Genomic DNA, 25,014 nt, shown 5'->3' on the forward strand with positions numbered 1-25,014 from the left:
GCGGGGTAAATTTTGAAAGAAAGAAAGAAAGGATGGTAGCTTTATGCCTAGATTAGATGGAAGAACTGCAGTCATTACAGGTGGCGCAGGTGGTATCGGCAAAAAAGTAGCAGAAACCTTTTTAAGAGAAGGTGCAAAAGTACTATTAGTAGATATGAACCAGGAAGCGTTAAACGACGTGAAAGACAATTTAGACCAATATGGAGAAGTAGCCGTAATCGAAGCAGATGTCACTGATGAAGAAAATGTTAAAAAATATGTAAATAAAGCGAAGGAACAATTTGGGTCTATCGATATTTTCTTTAACAATGCCGGAATTGAAGGAAAAGTTGCCCCAATAGCTGAACAGAAGCTAGAAGACTATCAAAAAGTGATGGCTGTTAATGGCGAAGGGGTATTTCTTGGTCTGAAGCATGTCCTTCCTGTCATGTCTGATCAGGAAAGTGGTAGTATTATTAATACTTCTTCTGTTGCCGGACTTGGTGGTTTCCCTGGACTTGCTCCATATGTCGCCTCTAAGCATGCTATTATCGGCTTAACCAAATCAGCAGCACTTGAGGTAGCGGACAAAGGAGTTCGTGTAAATTCCATTCACCCATCGCCCGTTAACACACGCATGATGCGTTCCATTGAGAAAGGGCAAAATCCTAACGACCCTGAAAGCTCAAAAGAGGAACAAACGAGTGCTATACCACTAGCGCGTTACGGAGAAGCAGAGGATATTGCAAACCTTGTTCTTTTCCTAGCCTCTGACGAAAGCAAGTTTATTACAGGCTCTGAATACCGTGTCGATGGCGGCTTAACAGCAAGCACGTAAAAATATATTAACCAATTTTAAAAAGCATCCAATCCCTGTTGGGAGAGGATGCTATTTCTATTTACTCTTCACCGAATTTGTTTTCTTCAATAAATAAAGCAAATATGGCGCTCCAATTAACGAGACGATAATCCCTGCTGGAATTTCTTTTGGCGCAAGAAGGAATCTCCCAAGAAAATCAGCTGATAATAGTAAAATCCCGCCAACCGCTAGCGTTAATGGCAATAAACGTAGTAATTTTGGTCCGACAAGCTGTCTTGCAATGTGAGGGGCAAGCAACCCGACAAAACTGATGGTTCCCACAATGGATACACTAACAGCCGCCAATACTACACCAATTACGATCATTAATAAACGCATACGATCGGTTTTCACACCTAAACCAATGGAAATGCCGTCTCCAAACGTTAAGATATCGAAGGTTGTGGCAAAAGTAATGACAATGGGTAGGACAATGAGCATGACGATAATGAAAATAATAAAGTGTCCCCAATCGACCCCATATGTGCTCCCAGCAAGCCATGTTAAAGCCTGGCTGGCATGCACGTTGGCTTTCACCAATAGAATCTGAATAATAGCAGCCCCTACAGCCGAGAAGGCAATCCCCATTAACAGAAGGATCATCGGCTGGAAACCACTCCGTGCACTAATTGCTAGAATAATTCCCATCGTAATAAGAGCCCCAAGCAGTGCACCAAACGGTATGAACACAAAAGGTGCTTGAGGGAAAACAACGATAAGTAATACCGCAAAAACACTAGCCCCAGAGGTAATACCAAGCACAGAAGCGTCTGCAAGTGGATTTCGCAGTACTGCTTGCATAAGCATCCCGCTTATCGCCATCATCATTCCTACACCAAAGCTAACAAAAACACGCGGCACCCGGAAGTCCCAAACAAAGCTGTTATACATAATCTCCTGTGGCAATTCGAGCAGCTTCGTAAAGCTCGTGCCACCGAAGGATAGACTCAATACGATAATCAATAACGTCACTACGGCTAAGATTGGATAGAACAGTTTATAGCGGGTTATCCGAACTTTTCCTTCCAATGCATTCCCAGCAGCTTTTGTTTGCGAACTCATTTTCAATGCTAAGTACACAAGCCATGGAGCCCCAACAATCGCTGTCATTGCGCCAACTGGCAGTTCAGACGTTTGCGAAACAATACGCACTAAAATGTCTGCTGCAATTAACAAACTGGCCCCTACTACAATATTTCCCAAGATCATTGTTCGGTGCATTCGAAAGCCCATTAGACGGACTAAGTGCGGTGCAATAATGCCGACAAACCCAATTGGACCAACAGCAGTTACTGTTACGGCTGCCAGTAAAATCGCAATAACCCATCCTAACAGCTTGCTTAATGTAATATTTTGACCCAGGCCAATTGCCGTTTCATCCCCTAACAGCAAAATATCAAAGCGACGACTTACAAGCAGTGCAACGATTAACGTAATAATAATCCATGGTGCGGCAAATTGCACCCCGCCCCAATCAAGCTGCAATAAGGTCCCTGCTCCCCAGAGGAAAAGCCCCGAAACCTCATTTTGAAAAAGTAATTGCAACGCACTCGTAAACGAGGAGAACAGCATCGTTACAATCATCCCTGTTAAAGCAATACGCACTGGGTCTAGTGATTTCCCTACTAGAAACGTCACACAAAGTGCCGCCAATACGCCTCCTGCCATTGTGACAGCAATTGGAGATGCACCACTAATACCTGGAAAGAAAATAGTAAAGAAGACAACGAAAAAATACGCCCCAGCATGTATTCCTAACGTACTTGCACTAGCAAGGGGATTCTTCGTCATTGTCTGCAGTAGCATACCAGCTACCGCTAATGCAGCACCCGCAAGACAACCAATTACGAAACGGGGCATGCGACTATGTAATAGGAAATTCATTTGTTGTTCATCTTGCCAAACCTCTGTCCAAAAAGCGAAAAATCCTCCTGAAGCTTGCCCCTGGCTCACGTGAATGAGTCCAAGGACAAGAAACAATAGGATACTTCCAATGAAATATAGCGTTGCTTTTACATTCATAGCATTAGTTCACGAGTGCTTCTTCTAGCTGCTCAATCAATGTTTCCATTGATAACACACTACCGAATGTCCACACTCCTGCCCCCACGTCATACAATAAATCCTCTTCCACAAAATGTAGGCCGTTCCAGGCACTATTCCCTTCGAGGTTATCGAATAATGGATCGTCCTCCTGTACCGTATGAATGAATAATGCCTCTTCGTAATTGGAGACGCCTTCTACATTTGCTTCAATAAATCCACTAGGCTGAGGATCCTGATCCTGAATTTTATTTGTTAATCCAATACCTTCCAGCACATGACTAACCGTAGAGTTTTCTGTAAATAAACGGAATGTTGGTGCCTCATTTACAGAATAGGCTTGAGTGAAAACAAATTCGTTTGTTGGCAGGTTCGCCGCTTCCACATTTTCCTTTGCAGTTGCCATACGTTCTTCTAAACTAGTAATATGCTCTTCTGCTTCTTGCTCTTTCCCAACTAATTTAGCTGTTTGCTTAAATGTATGTAACGTATATGCATACAGGTCTGACATTGCTTCCTCTGTGGAGTTATCATACATCACAACCGGTGCAATTTTCTCTAGTTCTTCTTTCATTTCTTCTTGATATGTCATAGCAACAATTACATCTGGCTCAAGCTTGGCAATCTCTTCAATGTTCGGCTCTGTACGTAATCCAACTTCTGTTACACTATCATCTAATTCTGCATCAATATTAACCCATTTATTAAAGCCCTCAATATCTGCCACACCAACTGGTTGTACACCTACAGCCAATAATTCTTCCACAATGCTCCATTCTAGTGCAACGACTTTTTCTGGCACTTGATCAAATTCCTGTTCACCAAATCCATCTTCAATCACAATGCTTTCACTTGCTGCATCATCTGATCCTGAATCCGATGAGCCAGACTCGGCATTATCCTCTTGCATACAACCTGCTAATACTAAAACTCCAACAAATAAAATAAATAATAGCTTTTTCATGATCTATAACTCCAATTCTGCGTATATTTTTTTGTTTTTCGTTTTGAAGGATTCATGATGTGAGGAGACCATTGCTGTTTTAACAGCAGTAGGCTCAATAAATTGCTTTGCGCGGTTTACCGCATTTGCTGCATCGTGAAAAGCCCCGGCAATTAAATTTACTTTTCCGTCATAATTGATGGCATCACCTGCACCGTAAATTCCTGGTACAGAGGTTTCACCCATGCTAGTTCCTTGTATGCCATACTCTGGATGCATGTTGATCACTACATCACTTTTCTCAATTAAATCATTCTGTATGTCATACCCGTGGTTAATAATCACCTCTTCGACAGGAAGCTGTTCTGTGTGGTTTAACGTCACACTTTCAATCTTTTCTACCCCATTTAACCCTGTAATAACAGATTCATAGATTACTTCTACAGAGCTGTCCAAGAGCTTTTGGATGTCTGCTTCATGTCCTGTAAAGTGATCCTTGCGGTACGTGACATAAACCTTTTTGGCAATTGGTTCCAATGTGTTTGCCCAATCTACTGCCGATTTACCACCACCTGAAATCAGCACAACTTTATCTTTAAAACGCGCCAACGATTTGACTGTATAGTGTAAATTGGTATGCACAAACCTTTCCTCTTCTGGTAAGCCTACCTTTTTCGGTGTGAGAATACCGCTTCCTGTTGCGAGAATAACCGTTTTTGTGGAGTGATTTTCCCCATTCTCCGTAGATAGTAGGAATCCCTCATCCTGCTGTGAAATCCCTTCCACTTTCGAGTTCAGCACAACCGTAGGGTCAAAGAGAACCGCCTGTTCAGAAAGATGGGTAATAAGCTGCTCCCCTAAAAGTGGTGGCATGCCGCCAACATCCCAGATCATTTTTTCCGGGTAGGCATGGATCTTACCACCTAGTACAGCCTGACTGTCAATAAGCTTCGTTTTCATACCGCGCAGACCGCTATAAAATGCTGCATACAAGCCTGCTGGACCCGTACCAACTATTGTTACATCATACATAGAACTACGCCTCCTTCATGCCATAGGAAAGACATATCGGATTTTGGCTAAACGGGCAGACCGTTAACATCGCCTGAATCTGGAAAACATCCTGTAAGTTTGGCGCTGTCATCACTTGGTGTGGCGCACCTTCATGGATTACCTTGCCATCACGCATTGCAATAAGGTGATGGGAGAACCGTGAAGCATGGTTTAAATCATGAAGTACCATCACGATTGTTTTGTTTTGTTCTCGATTGAGTTTATCCAGGAGCTGTAAAATATCAAGCTGATGAGCCATATCCAGGTACGTAGTTGGTTCATCCAAAATGACGACCTCTGTATCCTGGGCCAAAGCCATCGCGATCCAGACGCGCTGGCGCTGACCGCCCGACAACGCTTCTACCGGGCGTTTTTCCAGATCACTTAACCCAGTTGCTTCAAGTGCCCAGTCAATCGCATCTAAATCTTCCTGCCTTTGCTTTCCAAATTTCGATTGATGCGGAAAGCGACCATATGTAATTAGCTCCCTTACCGTTAAACCAGCAGGCGCTTCTGCTGATTGCGGCAAGATGGCCATCTTACGTGCTATATCTTTTGTAGAGGTTCGGCTAATCGCTTTTCCATCCAAATAAATTGCACCGTTTTGGGCTTTCAATATACGGGCAATCGTTTTAATTAATGTGGATTTCCCACAGCCATTTGGACCGATAACCGTCGTTATTTTCCCCTTCGGAATTGTAAGGTTTAACGAATCTATAATAAGTGCATCGCCATATCCAACTTGCACATCTTCTACATGTATCATGTATTCACCTCAATTGATAATGATTATCATTACTATCGATACTATAGGTATATGCGTGATTTGTCAATTGAATTCGCAAAGTTTTCACTGTTCTGTGGGTCTTTTTTAGTAGAGAGGTGTAGAGGGTGTTGAAGAATAGCTTGGGTTAGGGGGGAGGGCGAGTTTATTGGTTGATTGGGTGGGCTGGTGGTTGATTGGGTTTTTCGGTGGTTGATTGCTCTGTTACATCGGTTGATTGGAGGACAGCCTTGGTCGATTACACTGCACCATTGGTTGATTGCACAACAGCCTTGGTTGATTGCGCTGCACTATCGGTCGATTGCTCTGCACCACTGGTTGATTGCACAACAGCTTTGGTTGATTGCGCTGCACCATCGGTCGATTGCTCTGCGCCACTGGTTGATTGCACAACAGCTTTGGTTGATTGCGCTGCACCATTGGTCGATTGCTCTGCGCCACTGGTTGATTGCACAACAGCTTTGGTTGATTGCACTCCAACATTGGTCGATTACACTGCACCCTTGGTTGATTGCGCTCCCCCCTGGTCTAATAAACAGCACCAATGATCAATTACACAACACCTAACCAATTGAACTGCTCCTCCTATAGATCCTTCCACTCCACCCACAAAAAAGACCATCTACACAAGATGGCCTCCTACAAAATTTTAAAATATGGAAATGAGCTCTTTCGTATAAGGGTGGCGAGCCTCGGAAAATATATGTTCTTGATCAAATACGTCGACCACAGAGCCATCCTTCATGACCATTGTGCGTTGGCTCATTTGCTGAACGGCAGCTAAGTCATGGGAAATAAACAAATATGATAAATTGAGCCTTTTGCGCAAATCGGTTAACAATTGTAATACGACACCCTGTGATAGGACATCAAGGCTGGCTGTTGGTTCATCAAGCACGATTAATTCTGGTTCAATACTGATTGCACGGGCAATGGTCACACGTTGGCGTTGTCCCCCACTCAATTCATGAGGGTAGCGGTTTGCTAAATCCCCCGGAAGTTCAACGGCTTCCAGTAATTGCTTTACAAACCCTTCCCTTGAGGTGTATTGAAAATAGGTTAAATCTGCTTCACCTTTTAGTTGATCATAAGCATCCATTAGAGAATCCTTTATTTTGAGTTTAGGATTTAACGAAGCAGTCGGGTTTTGAAAGACGATTTGCATATTTTTGCGAATGGAACGGAGCTTTCGTTCTGGCAGCTTTTCAATAGCTTCCCCGTTAAAAAGGATAGATCCTTTTTCAATGGTTTCCATACGCATTAAACATCTTGCTAACGTACTTTTTCCACAGCCACTTTCCCCAACCAGGCCGAGGCACTCTCCCTTGTTAAGCCCAAATGAAACATCGCGTAGGACCTTATCTTTTCCTCGATAGGATTTGGTTACGTTTTGTACATCAACTAACATAGATGCCCCTCCTCCTGATCTAATCCTGATGGTAAGCCTTTTTTCAGCAACGGCGCTGCCTCAATTAATGCCTTTGTATATGCATGCTGAGGATGATCCAAGATACGATGTTTTCCACCTGTTTCTACTATTTCACCTTCCTTCATGACCGCCAGACGATTGGCGTATTTTCGAACATGCCGCCAATCATGGGTAATAAACAGGATTGCGCAATTTGTTTCCTCCTGCTTTTTCCGCAAAAGCTCTAGAATTCGATGCCCTGACACACTATCTAAAGCAGTCGTCATTTCATCTGCAATTACAAGCTCTGGTGAAAAAAGTAACGCAAGGGCAATAGACGCCCGTTGGAGCTGTCCACCGCTAAGCTGGGAAGGATATCTTCCAGCCAAATCAGCAGGCAACCCAACGGATACAAGCGCCTCCGCTATCCGGTCTTTTTGCTCCCCCACAGACGAAATACCCTGTACCTGCATAAACTCCTTAAAATGCTGACCAATTGTCCGAAAAGGAGTAAAGGAACCAGCATAATCCTGAAAAATGTAGGTGACTCGTTTTCCACGAATCTTTCGGATATCACGCTTATCCAGTGAGGTTAAAGAGGTATCGCCCAATAAAATTTCTCCTTCTACCTGAAGAGACGGGGGCAAAAGCTGGCCAACTGCTTGAGAGAGCATACTTTTTCCACTTCCACTTTGACCTACAAGCGCAAACCATTCCCCTTTTTGAATGGATAAGGAAACATTGTCGACAATCGTATGTGTTTTTGTCTTAACGGATACATTTTCAATCGAGAGAATCATACGCTGCCTTCTTTCTTTACATCAAATCGATCCCTAAGGTAATCACCAAGTAAATTTGTAAAAAGAACTACTAATACGATAGCAAACCCTGGATAGAGCATTAATTGTGGCATCGAGCTAAAAAATGGACGCAATTCATTTAACATCGCTCCCCATTCAGGTGTTGGCGGCTGTGCTCCTAGGCCTATATAGGAAAAAGCAGAGATTAATAGAATTACCTTCCCAAAATCCAAGCTTGCCATCACGAGAACATGTCCGATCACGTGCGGAAATAGATGCTTGGACATAATCTTCCGGGCTGGTAGACCGTTCAGCTTTGCAATCCAAATATATTCCTTTTCTGATTCTGCCAGTACTGTACTTCGAACAAGGCGGGCATAATTTACCCACTTTACTAACGTGATAGCTAACACCAGATTGCCGATCCCCGGTCCTAGTAATCCTGCAAGGACAATGGCGACGATCGTGTCCGGGAAGGCCAAAAAGGCGTCTGCTATACGCATGAACACCCTATCAGTGATTCCTTTAAAATAACCGGAGATTAAGCCAATGGGAATGCCAATTAATAAGGCAGCAAATAATGCCAAGGAGCTGAAGCCAATCGTATATTGCGTGCCCATCCATAGCCTTGTCAGCATATCTCTTCCTAAATGGTCTGTCCCTAATGGGTGCGTAAGGCTTGATCCAGCCAACCGGTTGCCCATGTCTACAAAATTGGGATCATGTCGTAAGTATAGAAATGTATAGAGTAAACTAAGTAATAGGATTATAATCCCAACGATAAACGTTCCCTTTTTCCATTTGCTTAGCTGTACGGTATTATTCGTTATTCCTCTCATTCTACGTTCTCCTTCTCTTGCTGTCTTACCTCAGGGTGAAAAAATCGATAAGACAAATCTACACATGTATTTACAAGGAAAACCACCAAGCCCATAAGCAGGATGTAGCCCTGAATAAATGGATAATCACGTTGTTTTATGGCATCTACTACCATCTTGCCTAACCCAGGATAGGCGAACAGTACTTCAATAACAAGAACCCCACCAATCAAACTACCAATACTAACACCAAATACGGTGATAACTGGTGGAAGACTATAGCGAAAGGCGTGCCGGAAAAAGATCCGAGATTCCGGGATGCCTCGTGCCCTGCTTGATTGAATAAATTCCTGACCATAGGCATCCAGTAAGCTCGAGCGAAGCAAACGAACATAAACACTGGAAATGGCCAAACCGAGAGTCAAGGATGGTAACAGCAAGTGCAGGAATCCGTCTCTTCCCATTGTAGGCAGCCATTGCAAACGAACGCCGAAGAGATCAATGAGCAACAGTCCAAGTAAGAAACTTGGAACTGCTGCCCCTATAATGGATAATGAGCGACTTATCTGATCAACCCAGCTATTTCGATATAGTGCCGACAAGGACCCTAAAGGCAAGGCTATCAGGATCATCACAATAAGCGACCCAGCGCCAAGCTCTAACGTTGCCGGAAGCCCCGCTAACATCATGTCCGTTACCTTCTGGCCTGTCACGTAGGATTCACCAAAATCGAGCTGCACGAAATCCAACAGCCATCTTCCATATTGAACGAGCAAGGGATCATTAAAACCCATATCCTCGCGCAATGTCTCTATTTGCTCTTGACTCACAGAAAGCTCATCAACGTTCAGAATAGTTAATGCCGGATCTCCTGGTGCCATTCGTACAAAAGCAAACCCAATAAACGTGATAAACAATATAAAGAAAGATACTTCCAAAAATTTTCGTACAATAATACGAAGCATTTATTTCACATCCAGCTCATTGGTAATCATATAATACTCACTTTTTGTGGTGACCCAATTTTTCACCTTTTCATCGTTATAAGCAACAATTGTATAAGGATGAAGCACAAAGGAATTGATGGCATTCTCATCCACATAATCTGCTGCTTGCTCAGCCAGCTCATTACGTTTTTCCTGATCCACCGTTTGGTTTAACTCATCAATGATAGCAGTGAGCTCTGGTATTTCTGCTCCACTAAAGTTTAGTGCCCCAGTTGGATGATAGGTAGCATTCAAATAATAGCCCGCATCCCCGCGTGGTGCTGTTAAGTTACTATACGTGGCAAGGTCCCAGTCACGATTTGAAGCCATATATTCTTCTGGAATATCAATTTGTCTAATCTCAACATCTATTCCAAGCTGCTCTGCATCTGATTGAAACACTTGGGCAATTAATGGTAAATCAGCACGTGCTGGATAAGTGAGTAATGTAAAGGATAATTGTTCACCATCCTTTTGCATGACACCATCCTCCATTGTGTAGCCAGCCTCTTCTAAGTACTCTTTTGCTGCATCCGGTCCTGATGGTTTATCACCATAGCTTGGGGCAAATGGCAAGGAAGGCAGGAATGGCCCTTTTGCTGGCTCTGCGTGTCCTAGTAGAATAGAATCTACAATTTCCTGTTTATCAATCAAGGCATCTACTGCTCTTCTAACATTTACATCTTTTAAGCTTTCTCTTTCCATATTCATGGTCATTTGATGAACACGGAATGTGGCAGTGGATTCTACCGTAATATTTCCTTTTGCTTCAAGCTCTCCAAGGCTTTCCACTTCTGGACGGTACACAATATCTACCTGGTCTGACAGCAATGCCATTGTACGAGCATTGGCGTCTTCATTAAAAGAGAAGGTTACCCCGTCTAACGGAGATGCCCCGTCCCAATAATCGTCATAACGCGTTACTTCTAATTTACTGCCAGGAGAAAATGATGCAAGTTCAAAAGGACCTGTTCCTACTGGATGGTTGATGATATCTTCCTCTGTTACATCAATAATAGAAACATTTGGGTTTACCAGTTCTGAAACAAATTCAGGAAAAGGCTCTGATGTCGTGATATGTAATGTATAACCATCCGCTTCAATAGATTCTATTTTTAAGGCATTTTTCATTGCTGAACTTTCTTCAATCGTCCTCTCTAATGATGCCTTAACCGCTTCGGCGTCCATTGGCTTTCCATTATGGAATGTTATATCCTCCCGAAGATGCAGGATCCAATTTTTCCCGTCATCTCCTTCCCAGCTTTCCGCTAACCAAGGACTTATCGTTAGGTTTTCTTCATCTAAACGTACTAACGTTTCCGTAATCCCTGCTCTAATTGGTACATAACTAGAGTCTACATTTGGGTCAAGTGAATTGGTGGCGAAGTTATATAGAAAATGAAGATGCTTGTCCTCATTCTCTCCTCCAGTTTCGTCACTACTACAAGCTGCTAATAAAATGATAAGAAATGAGGACAAGCCTATAACACGAATAAACTTCTTAAGTAATAAATTTTTATAAAATTGCATGGTTTTTTATCCCCCCACCGTAATGATTACGATTTACATAGTACCGTAACAATTACGATTTGCCAAGAATAAATATACTTTTAGATTAAAAGTTTGCAGGTTTTTTTCCTTTTGGGTTCCTTGACATAAAAAAATCTAGCAAGCTGCTAGATTTTTTTATTCTATAATTTCTTTTATAAGGTTGCTTTCTGCCAACCGAAAGTCGCCCTTTTCAGGATCAATATAGTCGAGATTAATATAACTTGTTTGAGCGTCACTATTGGAAGCAGTCTTAAAATCTGAGAATGTAGTAATCGCTTCATCCTTCCATACCCAAACGGCTGCTTTATCCTTTTCTTTATGGAACACGTTACGAGATAATGTGTTTCCTTCATTTGTCTTAAAATAGTTGGCAATGAATAGATTGGAAGGTCCAGCAGTTAGAATGTTTTTTTCAATAATATTATCCTTTGTGTCATGCTGCATTAAAAGCTGCCCACCACCGAGACCTACAGTATCATTTCGGTACAAGACATTCTTGGAGATAATAGAATTCTTGGTCCCTCCACGTTCCTCATCATACCCGCCAATTGATATACCTGTATAAAAGTTATCATATACTGTGTTATGGAGAATCTTAATTTGGTCCGCATATTTCCCAGCATGCTCTGAAGCTACCTCGATTCCAATATCGCTATGATAGATCGTATTTTCTTCAATCGTTATATTTTTCCCACCATCGACATAGATCCCACCAGCACTATAGTCCTCGCCATATGCAGGGTTGCCGTATGAAGATATGTCATGTATAACGTTATTTTTCACGGACCCGTTTCGTACATAGTCACGTTCAGGGGAAATTCCTTCATACCCAATTAGATCGATTCCAATATTGTCGTTGTGTCGAACCATATTACCTTCTACGTTGAAGCCGTCAATATTGCCATTCAATACTAGAGCTTCACTTGCTCCCAGCTGCAAATCTTCTACTGTATTATGTGAAACGGTGATGTCTGTCATGGGGCCAGTACCATACACGGCGACACCGTGGGCATTCCCACCATCTGCATGGGTCTCCACCTGTCTTATATGGTTATTTTCCAATGTAATATGGCTGCTTGATCCCGTAACAAGGATTCCCATTACGGTTTCATCTGCTAAGTCTGTTGTAAGATCTTCCAGTGTAAAGCCACGAATCGTAATATAGTCTTGATTGTTTATTGAGACAAGAGCTGTATCACCTTCCATATTATCCAGTTCCTTACCGCTGATCACTACTTCTTCCTGCTTGTAAGGCTGGAAAACAACTGGATTTTGCTTCGTACCGCTGTACTCTACCTCGAGCTTTTCTTTGTACGTTCCTCCTCTTACATAGACCATTGCTCCTGGCTTCGCTTCTGAAGCAGCTTTGTTTAATGTTCGATAAGGTTCTGATTTTGTCCCATTCTGGTCGTCACTTCCATCTGTTGCTACATAGATATACTTGTCATTATCTGCACTCCCATTACTTACTATAGAAATACCAATGATAACAATGGTTACGACTATGAGAGTCATCGCTACAGTTACTTTTTTCATGATGTCGCTCCCTATAAAGAATCTCTTCATCTGTTATGCAAAAATTCAATGTTACTTTCTATCCTCCGCTTAATCCTGGTTAATCCCATTGACATACGTTTGGATGACATAGTCCAAGCTCTCGTCAATACTAATTGGAATACCAAAGCCACTCTTTTGCTCCAATGTAGCAAAGCCATGCAATATGCTTCGAAACCCTCTTATAAAATGGATCGTATCTTTTTCATTCAAATGATAGTCAGCCAGGATCCCCTTTAATAAATGAACAATTTTATCTCCTGTGTCTTTTACATCCAGGTTACGATTACCTGATTTAATTAAAGTTGCCTCATACAAACCAGGCTGTTTTTGAGCATATTCTATATATGCTTTGGAGATTGCAGTAAGTGCTTCAACCGCTACTTTTCCCTTCGCTACTTCTTCCATCTTGTTATATAGATCTATTATTGCAATCCGCGCTAATTGCTGTCGCAAATCCTCTAAACTTTTAATATGGTTATATAATGAAGGCGGCCGTACCTCTAGCTTTTTAGCCAAAGCATGCATGGTGACTGACTCCATCCCGCTGTGGCTCGCTATTTCAATTGCTGCATCAACAACCTTTTGTTGATTTAATCCTGGTCTAGGCGACAATATAACCTCTCCTTATTTGTTCTTTTGTAAGTTTTGTTCCGCATTAATTATTGCATATCGTATTTGGTTCAAAGGATTCTTTAACGGCCTTCCATGTCCTACAGCGAGACACGAAGGCTGGTATGATTCGATTTTACGCGCACTTTCAAGTGCCAGCTCTTTGTCCCATGTAGCCATTGCCGGAAATGGGAATGTCCACCTCATTTGACCTGCTACTGCTATACCACCCCGAAGTTGGAAAGCATCCCCCACTATCATAGCTTTCGTTCTCGTATCAAAAAATGACATAGATCCTGGTGTATGACCAGGAGTTAAAATTGAAACCAGTGAACCAATCCGATCACCTTCCTGAATCAAAACATCTGGCTTCGTTTTTATATTTTTAGGAATATCTCCCCGTACTGGGGTCTGAGGCTCATCAGGTTCCTGAGAACGGTCACCTGCTAATAATTTAGCGTCCCGCTCTGAAATAAATACTTTCGCTTGCGGGAGCAACTCTCTTATTTGATCAAGTGCACCAACATGATCACCATGCCCGTGAGTCAGGATAACTTTAGTTATAGGTTTCCCTATTTTCTGAGCTGTTTTCAAAATCTTCTTTGCACTATACGGCAATGCTGCATCAATAAGTGTTAACTCATGATCCTCTTCTATTAAATAACAATTAACGGGAAAAATCCTCTTTAAGAACATCACAGGATGTAGGTTCTCCACTGTATAGCCCTCCTTTTTTTCATTTTTAAATTTGTGGTCGGGGTAGTAAGGTTTGGTTTGTTTAAACTGCTAAGACTTGTGGGACCATATTGCATAGCGAACTAACTCAAAAACTAATAGCGTTAGTTTGATTATAAAACTAACGCTGTTAGTTTATCAAGCTTTTTATATTTTTTTTAAACTAATATTCGACTAATTGATTTATCAGAAATGAACCCAAAAAGCGCATCCATTTATAAGAATGCGCTCTCGCTACTAGTATTGAAATTTTTCGAAAAGCTAGTTAGAAAAACGAATAATAGGGGTTTACATTAGCCTAATGTAAATATTATAAATATTATATTAATTTCATAAATATTCGTTTACAATTCTTTTTTTGATTTTATCGCTTCATTAAAAATCTATATATATTCACTTGCATAACCCACAAAACAAGCAACAACAAGGGCTGATTCATCTGTACTGTTTTTCAGAAAGCCTGCCCAGCTAAATTGTATATTTATTCATTGTAACCTAAATCTATCTTTTAAAAAAATGCACAATTGAATGATAGTAGAAGTAATTTAAAGAGATTTAGAGCATTTTCGTTCTCTATTAAGAATAAATAACTATTTTAGAGCTTTAATACTAGATTAAGTCGTTATATACTCCAGTTGTTAGTTCACTAATAAGAACAAATCATCCCTTAACACGAACATAACGTTATAGTTGGTTGTAGATCCTCTAAATAGGGGATTTTCAATAAAAAATTTTAGGAGGATGAGAAATGGGATTAAAGAAGCGATTGGGAATGGGCGTTGCTACAGCTGCGCTAGGTATTTCTCTAGTAGGAGGGGGGACCTTTGCATACTTTAGTGATGCGGAAGTTCAAACAAACAGTTTTGCAGCGGGTACATTAGATTTGAGCGTAGACCCTGAGGTAACAGTCGATGTAGATAATTTGAAGCCAGGTGATACTATGCTTCGCTCGTTCGACCTTGTGAATGATGGATCTCTCGCAATTGGAGAGGTGTCACTAGGAACGGAATACAACGTTACAGATGCTGAAGGCAACCCTGTAAGCCCAGAGCTTGCTGAAAAGTATGGAGATACGATAATTGTTGATTTCTTGCGTAACACTGGCGGAAAAAGAGATTATGAAGTAATTGGTTCTTTATCTCTAAACCAACTAGCTAATATGGACCCAGGTGAAATTGACGATGTCCTTACAGAAACTGGCCTTACTTATGAGTATGTACCAATTGCTGGTGGATGGGCTTGGCATTGGGTTATCTCTGGCGAATACTATTACGGCGAAACGCTAGAAGCAGGCGAAAGAGCAAACTTTGATGTGAAATTCAGATTTAATGAAACTGGAGAGCCGCAAAACGACCTTCAAGGCTTACAATTAGACCTTGACTGGACATTTAACGGAATGCAAACAGAAGGCGAAGAAATAGAAGAAAATAACTAAGCCACTCTTCTATTTCCAAGCCATTACCAAAGCAGTGGAACAGGCAACTTTTTAAAGGACTTGTAAATCGAATATATACCCAATTTTATTGTGTAGCGGGATAACACCTGGCCGACAGAGTGCATGGTCCCGCTGCTTTTTTCTATTATATGTGGGCTTTTTATTAACTAGTACCTCTTCCTTTAGTCCGCAAATTCTAATCATCTATATAAATGAAAGATGTATTGCTTAATGTAAATAAAACATCACACTAAATTTACATAAAACCCCTCATTAATTGCCAAGTAGCAAAGTACAATAAATGAAAAGCATGCATAATCGAAAGGAGGAAAACGAAGTGCCCTTAAAGGTCCAAGCAGCCTACGCTAGTATGTTATCGTTATTGATTTCAGCCATTTTATTTGTACTTTATCCTGCCTTACGTCCTTTTTCAGATGAAAGCTCATTGCAAGGTGCAGAAGCATTCGCCTCCCCGGAATGGGTCCTATCACATGTATTTGGCATCATCGCCTTTATGCTCTTACCAATTGGGATATACGGCATTCACCGTTCTTTAGAAGGGACAGCTGGATATGTACTTGCTTATTGGGGGTTTTTGTTAACCGTTATCGGAGTAGGGCTAATCTTACCCTATTATGGTGGGGAAACTTATGGCCTTTTTGCCATTGGTCAGGAAGCGATCCATCGACAGTCTGCTGAGCTACTCAGTCAAGCAGATGTCGTGCGTGGTGGGGTGGGAATGGTTATGTTCGGAATAGGTCTATTCCTCTTACCCCTTGCATCTATTATACTTGCTATCGCCATTTGGAAGTCAGGTAGCTACCAGAAAGCGAGCGGCCTGCTGTTTGCGTTAGGCATGTGCCTATATTTGCCACAGTTTTTCTTTGACCAGCCAGTGCGAGTTGCCCACGGGGCTGTAGTAGCCATTGGCTGCATTTGGTTAGCCGTAGGACTGTGGAGTAGTCGTAGTGGATCCAAAACCGAACACATGTAAAGTGGGTTTTGCCAACAACCACGAACCTACTTTCCACTTCCTAAAAATACTCCCTTTGAAATCCGATATATTAACGTATTTAAGAGCACTCTACCTCCATATATAGAGACAATCACTACTAAAATGAAAATAGCATAGGAGATAAAGGTAGAGTTAAAATGCCCAGCGAGCCAGTGCCCACCATAATATATGCAAGACGTCACCACAGCCAATACTCCTAAAAAGGTGATAGCAATGCCAACACGCTGGAATTTGGTTAGTTCCTGAAGTTTGTCTTTGTTATCATTGATAATGAGTAGGATGAATAGTAGAAACAAGATGAAATTTAACAATGAAATCTCTCCTTATATGGAGCAAGTCGTCTCGTATCATTGCGCTAGCTACATAGAGGGCAGCGACTGTGTAGCATTAGGACTATTACCATTTTTAATTAGACAGGCTGATGCGGCTAGCATTTGCCTGCCTAATCCCTTATTGCTTTGCCAATGCGTCAAGCACCCAGTTCGTTCTTGCACCATTAGCCCCAGTACTAGGAGAAGTGCCACCTTTGCCGGTCAACTCTGCCACGATCGATGTGATGAGGGGTTGCTGAACATGCTCTGGCCGTTTAAAGCTCCATTCTTGTTGCCCCTGTGCTGTTATCAGGACAATCGGGTCATCCCCAAACGTAGAAAAGGTGATTTTCCCCTCACTGCCAATGATTTCATTTATGTCAACATTCTCAAAGGCTGAAAAGCACCAACTGCCTACACCATGCACACCAGAAACGAATTGATAGGTTCCTGTCACAATGTCTTCCGCCTTGTAATAACCCGCCTGATTGGAGGCAATTCCCTGTACGTCCTTTATCGGCCCGAGCAAAAAATCTAACATATCGAGAGTATGACTAGCTAGATCAAAGAATAATCCGCCCCCTGACAACGCAGGTTGCAGCCTCCAGGGAAGCTCTTTTCCGCTTTTCACCTCATTTGATACTTTACGATACTGTGAAGTGTTCACGAAACGAACATCTCCTATTGCGTTATTGTCCAATAGCTCCTTTACCTTTAAAAATCTGGACTGTGCTCTACGATAATAGGCAACGTACAACGGAACTCCAGCTGTTTTGCATGCAGCAATCATTTCCTCACATTCGGTAAAATTAACTGCCATTGGCTTCTCCACATAAACAGCTTTCCCTGCCGCGGCAGCCTTCAATGCATATTCTTTGTGTGAACCTGGAGGCGTTGCAATATAAACAGCATTCACTTCTGGATCATTTAGTAGTGCGTCCGCATCATCGTACCATTTCGGTACATGGTGACGTTCAGCATAGTCTTTCGCTAACGCTCCATTACGCCGCATGACGGCAACCAGCTCGGAATTTTCTACTTTTTGAAAAGCTGGGCCACTCTTCACTTCCGTTACAGCCCCACAACCAATAATTCCCCATTTAACCTGATCTAACTTCAAAGTAAAGTCCCCCTTTGTATGTAGTTGTAAGGCACTACAGGGATTAACCCCGTGAACCGAACAAATTCTGGATTCCAAAGTGTTCCAGTAAAGTAACCTTTCTCCCTTCCTCATGCCACCTGTGATATTCACGAAACACCTGCTTCATATCATCGTTAGCCCTATCTTCTACCAAATACTTAATTGCAAGAAAGCTACGCCAATAATCAAACATAATACTCGTTAAACTGCCTTGATAGCTAGTACTTCCAAACGCTTCTAATGAATGATCCCCGTATTTCGCTTTAAACATATCCACTAATTCTTCCTCAACAACTGAAATACTAGTAAATTCATCCTCATCTAATAGAAATTTACGAGGTAAATATTCACACATTCCCTCTTCAAACCAAATCCCGTCTTCTCTCTCTTCATCAAAATCCTCCAAGAAAAAATCGGAGTGGTGCATTAATTCATGGCCAACTATCGTAAATATATGATCTTCCGAGAGGTTTTCATAGAAGTCCTCTATTTTCGTGTTTGAGCGTCCCTCTAGTTGGCTAATAAATAATTCCCTCCAGCTCGATAAATCAGGAGATATATAGATAAGATCTCTATTGGTGAACGCAGGGATTGGAACGTCCGAAAAAGTTGTTGTAGCCAATTCCACTGATGTCCAGACAATTCCCTTTGGCAACTCACGTAAGGCAAAATCTTTCTCTAATATTTGTTGGAATTCTATTAATCTCTTGCGAAACCGTTCTATGATAGATTGATACTTTTCGTAGTCTTCTTTCTTTTCAAAAGCGTAAATGTGCTTCATGCTTTTTCACTCCTTTTTAAGATATCACAAACTCCTCAGATTGCAGAGATTGAACATTTTAGGAAAATAAGGGAGGCCTATAACATATACTATAAGAAAATATAAAATTTCTGTAATTTTTTGAACCATGCCTTCTTTATCTTGCAAATTTTAGTAAAATAGAACCAAGGGGGAGAGTTGATGAAAAAATTTACAAAGCATGAGACAAGCTGGATGTACTATGACTGGGCGAATAGTGCCTATTCTATCATTATTACGACTGCTATTTTTCCTATATTTTATAAAGCACAAGCAACAGCTGCAGGGATTGAGGCAGCAGATTCAACTGCCTATCTCGGATATACAATCGCAATCTTCACCTTTATTTTGGCGATGATTGGTCCTATCTTGGGAACCTTTGCCGATTATGAAGGATATAAGAAAAAGTTTTTCGTAGGCTTTTTAGTAGTGGGGCTTGTGTCTACCGTCTCGCTCATTTTTGTTCCTGAGGGTGAATGGTTATTATTACTAATCGTCTTTACGATATCTTCGCTCGGTTTAAGAGGGGCCAACCTTTTTTACGATGCATTTCTCGTCGATGTTACGGAAGATAAACGCATGAATAAAGTTTCCTCAAGAGGCTATGCGCTTGGATATATCGGTAGTGCCATCCCTTTTGTAATCAGTATCGGTATCATTTTAATGGCACAGCAAGAGATTCTCCCAATCTCTAGTACAGTCGCTAGCAAAATTGCATTTGTGATTACCTTTTTATGGTGGGGGATATTTTCCATCCCTATGTTAAAGAACGTTAAACAAATTCATGGCATTAAGCGTGATGCAAAGCCTATACGGACAAGCTTTAGACGGCTTAAAAACACCGTAACAAATATTAGACAGTATAAATACTTAACGATTTTCCTAATTGCTTACTTTTTCTACATAGACGGTGTGGGAACAATCATTTCCATGTCAACTGCATACGGTACAGACGTTGGGGTAAGCTCCACCGTACTGTTGGTTGTCCTATTGGTTACCCAAATTGTAGCAGCACCATTCGCTGTGTTATACGGCAAGCTAGCAGATCGTTATTCTGCAAAATCCATGCTAAATGTGGGAATTGTCGTTTATACGATCGTATGTATCTATGGTTATTTCCTTGAAACAGCATTTGATTTCTGGGTACTAGCAATGCTTGTTGCGACCTCACAGGGCGGCATTCAAGCATTAAGCAGATCGTATTTTGCAAAACTCGTTCCGAAGAAAAACGCCAATGAATTCTTTGGTTTCTATAATATTTTTGGTAAGTTTGCGTCTGTATCAGGCCCAATCCTAGTAGGGGCAACTGCGCAGATCACAGGACAGACAAATGCTGGTATCTTAAGTCTAATCGTCCTCTTCATTATCGGCATGATTATTTTAAACTTTGTCCCTTCTGATAAGGAAATGGAAAGCAAGCATGCTCCTGAAGTGAATATTTCTTAATTTAATACTATTTGAAGCTGGAAAGCCGTTTATCCATTGGGATGAGCGGTTTTTTTGTTTGCTTGGGTTGGCGCTCGAATCTCTGTGGGTGTGGCTCGACTTTGTTTGGTTGGCGCTCGTCTTGCTTGAACTGGCGTTAGTTAATTCAAACTAAAAGATTGACGTTACTAAAAGTAACTGCTATGATTATATTTAATTAAAGATATTTTAATTAAAATTAACTCTACGCCTTTTGAGGGAAGGGTTGCTTTATAGCACAAACCTAACGTAGTAGTGTTTTAAGGTGGGGAAGTAAGTGAGTTTATTTAGTAAGTTATTTGGAAGAGACAAAGAGGAGGAAACAACAGTGGAAAAATTAAACATTGGTATTATTTTAGGTTCGACGCGTGAGGGACGCCTAAGTCCACAGGTAGGAAACTGGGTAAAGGAATTGGCAGACCAACGCGGCGATGCAAACTATACGGTTATTGATCTAGCAGACTACAAACTGCCATTACTAGGCGAAAGTGGTGCAGACGCTTCTGGTGCTGCGGCATGGGCTGAGGTTATCGCAAAACAGGACGGCTTTGTTTTCGTCGTACAGGAATACAACCACTCCATTACAGCATCACTTAAAAACGCACTTGATTACCTACGTGTAGAATGGAATAACAAAGCAGCAGGTATCGTATCATATGGTTCTGTTGGTGGAGCTCGTGCTGCTGAACACTTACGTGGCATCCTTGGAGAATTATTAGTAGCAGATGTTCGCGTTCACCCGGCGCTTTCTTTATTCACTGACTTTGAAAACGGAGCAGAACTTAAACCAGCAGCAGTTCAGGCAGATTCCGTGAACCAAATGCTAGATCAGCTAATCCCTTGGTCTACAGCTTTGAAAACTATTCGATAAGTAAATAGTAACTTATAACCTCTATCCCCCAAGGATAGAGGTTTTTTTATAGATGGTGTGAATTAGAGTTTATAATAATAAAGGCATGAAGTTAGTCCTAGAGATTGATTTCATGCCTTTTTCATTCCTTAGTAATTCAATTACCGAGCATAATATTATACAATCCCCCTTTAATTTACTATTATGTCGTAACAAGGAGGGGTAAAAAATGAACCCAGAATACCAAGATATGTTTGCTCCATTAACATTAAAAAATGGAATTGAATTAAAAAACCGCTTGGTGATGGCACCAATGACGAACTCTTCATCCAACAATGATGGAACTGTATCCGATGAAGAAGTAGACTATTATGCTCGCCGTTCTAAAGGCGTAAGCATGGTCATCACTGCGACCACATATGTGACACCAAATGGCAAAGGATTCCCTAATCAATTTGCAGCAGATCGTGATGCGATGATCCCGAGTCTAAGTAAGCTAGCAAAAAGAATCCAAGGCGAGGGCGCCAAAGCTATCCTACAAATTTTCCATGCTGGAAAGATGAGTCCATCAGCTCTTGTTCCAGATGGCGATGTTGTCAGCGCTAGTGACGTACCAGCAAATCGAGAAGGTGCTCCAAAGCCACGAACCCTACGCGAAGAAGAAATAGAAGAAATCATTGAAGCGTTTGGTGAAACGACCCGTCGTGCCATTGAAGCAGGCTATGATGGCGTGGAGATTCACGGGGCTAACGGCTACTTAATCCAGCAATTCTTTTCTCCGCATTCTAACCTACGTGAGGACCGATTTGGCGGGAGTCTGGAAAAACGGATGACCTTCCCGCTCGCTATCATCGATAAAGTTCAGCGTGTCGTGAAAGCACATGCGGATGAATCCTTTATTGTTGGTTACCGTTTTTCCCCAGAAGAACCAGAAACACCTGGCCTAACAATGGAAGAAACACTTCATCTTGTAGATGTGTTAGCAGATAAAAACTTACATTATCTCCACGTTTCTTTAATGGACTTTTTCTCCAAGCCAAGAAGAGGGGTGGAGGATTTAGATAAAACACGAATTGCACATCTTCTGGAGACAATTGGCGATCGCGTACCTTTAATTGGTGTAGGTTCCATCTACACAGCAGAAGACGCGAAGCTTGCCTTTAACACAGGCATCCCACTTCTTGCCTTAGGAAGAGAGCTTATTATTGACCCGGATTGGGTTCAGAAGGTTGCTGAAGGAAGAGAAGCCGAGATTGTTACGGAAATTGATAAAGAGAAGCAGGAAGAATTAATGGTACCAGGCCCCCTATGGAATAATATCATCAACACGCCAGGCTGGTTCCCAGGAGTTTAAACAAATGAAGCCAGGTCACTGCCTTAGAATGCAGTGCCTGGCCTTTTTATTTATTCTTTAACACATGGGACAGTTCCCTCAAAGCATCATATTGCTTAATATGATACTTCCGCCCTTCCTTTTGTAAATACTGTTTTTCCGTAAATTGTGTAAGTACATGGAGCAAATGCCGATAAGATACGCCTAAATAGTCACAAACGGTAACGTGTTTCTCTTTATACACCCCATTATCCGCTGTTTGCAAAATAAAATCGGCAAGCCTGTTTTCCAGTGGGAAAGCGAGGCTTTGGGTATATTTCATTGCCATTTGTGTTGCCTTAACGCTTAAAAATCGCGTTAGTTCACACAAAAATTTCGCATCCTCCATCAGCTGTTTCCGGTAGTGGTGTATTGGCAGAGCAAAACAGACGGTCTTTGTTGACGCTTGGATACCTTTTGTGTAATAGACATCATGCAATAATTCCATTTCCCCAATAAATTCATTCGCATTAATAAAATTAATTAACGAGACTTTCCCATTTTGATGGGTGATATAGATCTTTGCTTTTCCTTCCACCACGAAAAATAAAAAGTCAGGTCTCGCCCCCTCTTTTATAATCCATTCATCACGCTCATATTCATGAATTTCCATATAATCCTCGACCGGAAAGGAAAATAAATGGGCAATTGAGTGCTTTTGCAAATATAGCTGCTGTTTGTCTGCTCTATAGATTTTCATAATCCACCTCAAAATAGGAGATATCTCATATTGTTTGTTTTCCTTCCATGATATCATGCAATCAATGAGGAGGATACATAATGAACACACAACGCTGGATGAGTATACGGTTTTTTAGTTTTTTCCTGACATGGGGGATTTTTCTACCCTATTGGGCTGGGTGGATGGTTTATACAAAAGGCATCTCTGTTTCAGAAGCTAGTCTGATCATGAGTGTCGGGTTGGTTGCAAGGGGGCTGTCTACTTTATTTGCCTTCCCTTACCTTTCCGAGAAGGTTAGCAGCAAACGATTATTGAACATAGCGGGAATCGGCACATTCATTGCCCTAATCGCTTACATTCCGGCAGAGTCCTTTGCGAGTTTAATGGGAGCCACCATTCTCCTGCACCTTTTCTACCCCGCACTAATGCCAGCCTTAGATACTGCTGCTGGTGTGCTTGTACAAAATAAACAATTAAGACATTACGGGAGAAGCCGTCAGTGGGGATCGATTGGATTTGTCTCAATCGGGATGGTGCTTACCCTTTTCACAGCGAGATTTGGCGATGAGATCATTTTTTGGGCGCTACTACTAGGTATTGTGGGTTTTGTGGTGCTTAGTCTTTTACGAGCGCCTGAGGTCTTGTCTGTAAAACCACCAATGGACCAAACACAAAAGGTAGGACTTTTCTCTGTCTTTAAAATCAAACATTTTAGCCTCGTGCTCCTGATTGTTGTGTTACTACAGGCCGCACATGCGAGTTATTACAATTATGGCTATATCTTTTTGCAGGATATCGATGCACCAACAATCATAATAGGCGTCATTATTAATATTGCTGTTATTGCAGAAATTATCTTTTTTGCCATTGCCGATAGAAAGTTTGGTCATTTTTCAGTAGGAGCCTTACTGACACTGGCAGCAATCGGTTCCTCTGTCCGTTGGATTGTTGTATTTGCTTTTCCAAGCGTAATTATCTTTAGTATTGCGCAGGTGCTGCATGCATTTTCCTTTGCAATGGCGCATTATGCCTTTATGAAATACTTAATCAACAATATTCCACAAATCCAGATACCAAAAGCACAGGGCATTTACTCAGCATTAGCGCTTAGCTGGAGTACTGCTGTATTTACCATTTTCGGTGGCTTTTTATACGAGATCGAACCAAGATATGCGTTTATTGGCATGATCGTCTGCACCATTCCAGCCATGTTCCTCGCATTGGTTTACCGGAAAGTGGAGGTTAGGAAAGGGTTTGAGACTGCTTGATGCTTCATTATAAAAAACGGTGGAATGCCAATAGGCAACCTTCACCAAGCTTATCTGTTTTTGGAGTATATATTTTCAATTAAACCCTATGTTATGATACCCGTATAAGCCGTGTATTCGATCGGATTCCTAATAAGGAAAATCACAAAAGAAAGTTGGTTAATAGATGGAGATAGCCCTATTAGTTGCCATTTTCATTGGTGTTTTTGCCGTGTATGATGCCATACGGAAAGTAAACAATAACATCCTTAGCCAGACAGACGAGCTAAAGAAAATACGGGAAGAATTAGAGAAAAAGTAGACTAGTAGATGTTGCAACGAACATACCATTCTTATATCGATAAGACCCACTTATGACAAGCATAATTTTTTCATCTTGTTCCAAAACAGTTGGTAATACTGCGATTTCCTTTTTAATCGAAGAGCGCATGGTATCATCTATTGCAGTTTCATTGAGCTTCATTTCTACTTCTTGTATAGTTGGCATACTTCCACCCCTGGTATTGAAGTTAAATAATTCCGTAAACCTTTAGCGCTTTCTTAATAATACGT

Annotated in this window: 26 protein-coding genes; 9 read left to right on the plus strand and 17 right to left on the minus strand. The window is 41.5% G+C overall.

Annotation, left to right across the window (positions count from 1 at the left end):
* Positions 1–43 precede the first annotated feature (43 nt).
* Positions 44–817, plus strand: coding sequence for an SDR family NAD(P)-dependent oxidoreductase (locus LG273_RS18260; RefSeq protein WP_404456476.1), 774 nt, complete (start codon positions 44–46; stop codon positions 815–817).
* Positions 818–874: 57 nt separating this feature from the next.
* Here LG273_RS18260 and LG273_RS18265 read toward each other — a convergent pair whose 3' ends face one another.
* The 4 genes from LG273_RS18265 to LG273_RS18280 are packed head-to-tail and all read right to left on the minus strand — an operon-like array spanning position 875 to position 5,643.
* Positions 875–2,860, minus strand: a complete 1,986-nt coding sequence (locus tag LG273_RS18265; protein WP_404456479.1) for an iron ABC transporter permease — start codon at positions 2,858–2,860, stop codon at positions 875–877.
* 4 nt (positions 2,861–2,864) lie between these two features.
* Entirely contained in the window at positions 2,865–3,845 is a 981-nt protein-coding gene (locus tag LG273_RS18270) for an ABC transporter substrate-binding protein (RefSeq protein ID WP_404456482.1), read from the minus strand.
* 3 nt (positions 3,846–3,848) lie between these two features.
* Positions 3,849–4,856 (minus strand): NAD(P)/FAD-dependent oxidoreductase, encoded by a 1,008-nt coding sequence (locus LG273_RS18275; RefSeq protein WP_404456485.1) that lies wholly within the window; start codon positions 4,854–4,856, stop codon positions 3,849–3,851.
* A 4-nt stretch (positions 4,857–4,860) separates the two neighbouring features.
* Positions 4,861–5,643 carry an ABC transporter ATP-binding protein gene (locus LG273_RS18280; RefSeq protein WP_379560178.1) on the minus strand — a complete coding sequence of 261 codons (783 nt, stop codon included), beginning with the start codon at positions 5,641–5,643 and terminating at the stop codon, positions 4,861–4,863.
* Positions 5,644–5,829: 186 nt separating this feature from the next.
* On the opposite strand from LG273_RS18280, the gene LG273_RS18285 reads away from it, so the two are divergent.
* Complete coding sequence (locus LG273_RS18285) at positions 5,830–6,228, plus strand: hypothetical protein (RefSeq protein ID WP_404456488.1); 399 nt, start codon at positions 5,830–5,832, stop codon at positions 6,226–6,228.
* A gap of 82 nt (positions 6,229–6,310) precedes the next feature.
* Here the strand turns inward: LG273_RS18285 and LG273_RS18290 are convergent, their stop codons facing one another.
* The 8 genes from LG273_RS18290 to LG273_RS18325 form a co-directional block, all read right to left on the minus strand.
* Positions 6,311–7,069 (minus strand): ABC transporter ATP-binding protein, encoded by a 759-nt coding sequence (locus LG273_RS18290; RefSeq protein WP_404456491.1) that lies wholly within the window; start codon positions 7,067–7,069, stop codon positions 6,311–6,313.
* The gene (locus LG273_RS18295; protein ID WP_404456494.1) at positions 7,063–7,869 is read right to left on the minus strand and encodes an ABC transporter ATP-binding protein; all 807 of its coding nucleotides are present in this window, start codon (positions 7,867–7,869) and stop codon (positions 7,063–7,065) included. Before LG273_RS18295 ends, LG273_RS18290 begins: the two co-directional genes overlap by 7 nt.
* Positions 7,866–8,708 carry a nickel transporter permease gene (gene nikC / locus LG273_RS18300; RefSeq protein ID WP_404456497.1) on the minus strand — a complete coding sequence of 281 codons (843 nt, stop codon included), beginning with the start codon at positions 8,706–8,708 and terminating at the stop codon, positions 7,866–7,868. The genes LG273_RS18295 and nikC overlap by 4 nt, the downstream gene beginning before the upstream one ends.
* Positions 8,705–9,652 carry a nickel ABC transporter permease gene (nikB, locus tag LG273_RS18305; protein WP_404456500.1) on the minus strand — a complete coding sequence of 316 codons (948 nt, stop codon included), beginning with the start codon at positions 9,650–9,652 and terminating at the stop codon, positions 8,705–8,707. Before nikB ends, nikC begins: the two co-directional genes overlap by 4 nt.
* Positions 9,653–11,203, minus strand: coding sequence for a nickel ABC transporter substrate-binding protein (gene nikA / locus LG273_RS18310; RefSeq protein WP_404456502.1), 1,551 nt, complete (start codon positions 11,201–11,203; stop codon positions 9,653–9,655).
* 156 nt (positions 11,204–11,359) lie between these two features.
* The gene (locus LG273_RS18315) at positions 11,360–12,760 is read right to left on the minus strand and encodes a right-handed parallel beta-helix repeat-containing protein (RefSeq protein WP_404456504.1); all 1,401 of its coding nucleotides are present in this window, start codon (positions 12,758–12,760) and stop codon (positions 11,360–11,362) included.
* A gap of 69 nt (positions 12,761–12,829) precedes the next feature.
* Positions 12,830–13,393 (minus strand): TetR/AcrR family transcriptional regulator, encoded by a 564-nt coding sequence (locus LG273_RS18320; RefSeq protein WP_404456507.1) that lies wholly within the window; start codon positions 13,391–13,393, stop codon positions 12,830–12,832.
* A 12-nt stretch (positions 13,394–13,405) separates the two neighbouring features.
* Entirely contained in the window at positions 13,406–14,086 is a 681-nt protein-coding gene (locus tag LG273_RS18325) for an MBL fold metallo-hydrolase (protein WP_404459594.1), read from the minus strand.
* 787 nt (positions 14,087–14,873) lie between these two features.
* On the opposite strand from LG273_RS18325, the gene LG273_RS18330 reads away from it, so the two are divergent.
* Positions 14,874–15,560, plus strand: coding sequence for a TasA family protein (locus LG273_RS18330; RefSeq protein ID WP_404456510.1), 687 nt, complete (start codon positions 14,874–14,876; stop codon positions 15,558–15,560).
* A 337-nt stretch (positions 15,561–15,897) separates the two neighbouring features.
* Complete coding sequence (locus LG273_RS18335) at positions 15,898–16,554, plus strand: hypothetical protein (RefSeq protein ID WP_404456513.1); 657 nt, start codon at positions 15,898–15,900, stop codon at positions 16,552–16,554.
* 26 nt (positions 16,555–16,580) lie between these two features.
* Here the strand turns inward: LG273_RS18335 and LG273_RS18340 are convergent, their stop codons facing one another.
* The 3 genes from LG273_RS18340 to LG273_RS18350 form a co-directional block, all read right to left on the minus strand.
* A complete protein-coding gene (locus LG273_RS18340; protein ID WP_404456516.1) occupies positions 16,581–16,886 on the minus strand; it encodes a hypothetical protein in 306 nt (101 codons plus the stop codon).
* 139 nt (positions 16,887–17,025) lie between these two features.
* Positions 17,026–18,006, minus strand: a complete 981-nt coding sequence (locus tag LG273_RS18345) for a Gfo/Idh/MocA family protein (RefSeq protein ID WP_404456519.1) — start codon at positions 18,004–18,006, stop codon at positions 17,026–17,028.
* A 43-nt stretch (positions 18,007–18,049) separates the two neighbouring features.
* Positions 18,050–18,808, minus strand: a complete 759-nt coding sequence (locus LG273_RS18350; RefSeq protein WP_404456522.1) for a hypothetical protein — start codon at positions 18,806–18,808, stop codon at positions 18,050–18,052.
* Between the two features lie 177 nt (positions 18,809–18,985).
* Here LG273_RS18350 and LG273_RS18355 point away from each other — a divergent pair, with 177 nt between their 5' ends.
* The 3 genes from LG273_RS18355 to LG273_RS18365 all read left to right on the plus strand — a co-directional run bounded on the left by LG273_RS18355 (position 18,986) and on the right by LG273_RS18365 (position 22,494).
* A complete protein-coding gene (locus LG273_RS18355) occupies positions 18,986–20,272 on the plus strand; it encodes an MFS transporter (RefSeq protein ID WP_404456525.1) in 1,287 nt (428 codons plus the stop codon).
* A 295-nt stretch (positions 20,273–20,567) separates the two neighbouring features.
* A complete protein-coding gene (locus tag LG273_RS18360; protein ID WP_379560193.1) occupies positions 20,568–21,161 on the plus strand; it encodes an NADPH-dependent FMN reductase in 594 nt (197 codons plus the stop codon).
* Between the two features lie 208 nt (positions 21,162–21,369).
* Positions 21,370–22,494, plus strand: coding sequence for an NADH-dependent flavin oxidoreductase (locus LG273_RS18365; RefSeq protein WP_404456528.1), 1,125 nt, complete (start codon positions 21,370–21,372; stop codon positions 22,492–22,494).
* 46 nt (positions 22,495–22,540) lie between these two features.
* On the opposite strand, the gene yeiL is transcribed toward LG273_RS18365, so the two are convergent.
* Complete coding sequence (yeiL, locus tag LG273_RS18370; RefSeq protein WP_404456531.1) at positions 22,541–23,212, minus strand: transcriptional regulator YeiL; 672 nt, start codon at positions 23,210–23,212, stop codon at positions 22,541–22,543.
* An 80-nt stretch (positions 23,213–23,292) separates the two neighbouring features.
* On the opposite strand from yeiL, the gene LG273_RS18375 reads away from it, so the two are divergent.
* Both LG273_RS18375 and LG273_RS18380 read left to right on the plus strand, forming a co-directional pair.
* On the plus strand, positions 23,293–24,462 hold the full coding sequence (locus tag LG273_RS18375) for an MFS transporter (RefSeq protein WP_404456534.1): 1,170 nt from the start codon (positions 23,293–23,295) through the stop codon (positions 24,460–24,462).
* A 166-nt stretch (positions 24,463–24,628) separates the two neighbouring features.
* Positions 24,629–24,763 carry a hypothetical protein gene (locus LG273_RS18380; RefSeq protein WP_404456537.1) on the plus strand — a complete coding sequence of 45 codons (135 nt, stop codon included), beginning with the start codon at positions 24,629–24,631 and terminating at the stop codon, positions 24,761–24,763.
* Here LG273_RS18380 and LG273_RS18385 read toward each other — a convergent pair.
* Positions 24,749–24,949 (minus strand): hypothetical protein, encoded by a 201-nt coding sequence (locus tag LG273_RS18385; RefSeq protein ID WP_404456540.1) that lies wholly within the window; start codon positions 24,947–24,949, stop codon positions 24,749–24,751. The two genes, LG273_RS18380 and LG273_RS18385, sit on opposite strands and share 15 nt — an antisense overlap.
* Between the last annotated feature and the right edge of the window lie 65 nt (positions 24,950–25,014).

Origin of the sequence: Oceanobacillus kapialis, from assembly GCF_044790185.1 — a bacterium.
Classification (GTDB): Bacteria; Bacillota; Bacilli; order Bacillales; family Amphibacillaceae; genus Oceanobacillus_B; species Oceanobacillus_B kapialis.

Coding starts and splice junctions, on each gene's coding strand:
- nikC (WP_404456497.1), bottom strand. CDS start 8,708: ATGAGAGGAATAACGAATAATACCGTACAGCTAAGCAAATGGAAAAAG.
- LG273_RS18330 (WP_404456510.1), top strand. CDS start 14,874: ATGGGATTAAAGAAGCGATTGGGAATGGGCGTTGCTACAGCTGCGCTA.
- LG273_RS18260 (WP_404456476.1), top strand. CDS start 44: ATGCCTAGATTAGATGGAAGAACTGCAGTCATTACAGGTGGCGCAGGT.
- LG273_RS18375 (WP_404456534.1), top strand. CDS start 23,293: ATGAACACACAACGCTGGATGAGTATACGGTTTTTTAGTTTTTTCCTG.
- LG273_RS18295 (WP_404456494.1), bottom strand. CDS start 7,869: ATGATTCTCTCGATTGAAAATGTATCCGTTAAGACAAAAACACATACG.
- LG273_RS18315 (WP_404456504.1), bottom strand. CDS start 12,760: ATGAAAAAAGTAACTGTAGCGATGACTCTCATAGTCGTAACCATTGTT.
- nikB (WP_404456500.1), bottom strand. CDS start 9,652: ATGCTTCGTATTATTGTACGAAAATTTTTGGAAGTATCTTTCTTTATA.
- LG273_RS18325 (WP_404459594.1), bottom strand. CDS start 14,086: ATGTTCTTAAAGAGGATTTTTCCCGTTAATTGTTATTTAATAGAAGAG.
- LG273_RS18270 (WP_404456482.1), bottom strand. CDS start 3,845: ATGAAAAAGCTATTATTTATTTTATTTGTTGGAGTTTTAGTATTAGCA.
- LG273_RS18365 (WP_404456528.1), top strand. CDS start 21,370: ATGAACCCAGAATACCAAGATATGTTTGCTCCATTAACATTAAAAAAT.
- nikA (WP_404456502.1), bottom strand. CDS start 11,203: ATGCAATTTTATAAAAATTTATTACTTAAGAAGTTTATTCGTGTTATA.
- LG273_RS18385 (WP_404456540.1), bottom strand. CDS start 24,949: ATGCCAACTATACAAGAAGTAGAAATGAAGCTCAATGAAACTGCAATA.
- LG273_RS18275 (WP_404456485.1), bottom strand. CDS start 4,856: ATGTATGATGTAACAATAGTTGGTACGGGTCCAGCAGGCTTGTATGCA.
- LG273_RS18380 (WP_404456537.1), top strand. CDS start 24,629: ATGGAGATAGCCCTATTAGTTGCCATTTTCATTGGTGTTTTTGCCGTG.
- LG273_RS18290 (WP_404456491.1), bottom strand. CDS start 7,069: ATGTTAGTTGATGTACAAAACGTAACCAAATCCTATCGAGGAAAAGAT.
- yeiL (WP_404456531.1), bottom strand. CDS start 23,212: ATGAAAATCTATAGAGCAGACAAACAGCAGCTATATTTGCAAAAGCAC.
- LG273_RS18350 (WP_404456522.1), bottom strand. CDS start 18,808: ATGAAGCACATTTACGCTTTTGAAAAGAAAGAAGACTACGAAAAGTAT.
- LG273_RS18280 (WP_379560178.1), bottom strand. CDS start 5,643: ATGATACATGTAGAAGATGTGCAAGTTGGATATGGCGATGCACTTATT.
- LG273_RS18265 (WP_404456479.1), bottom strand. CDS start 2,860: ATGAATGTAAAAGCAACGCTATATTTCATTGGAAGTATCCTATTGTTT.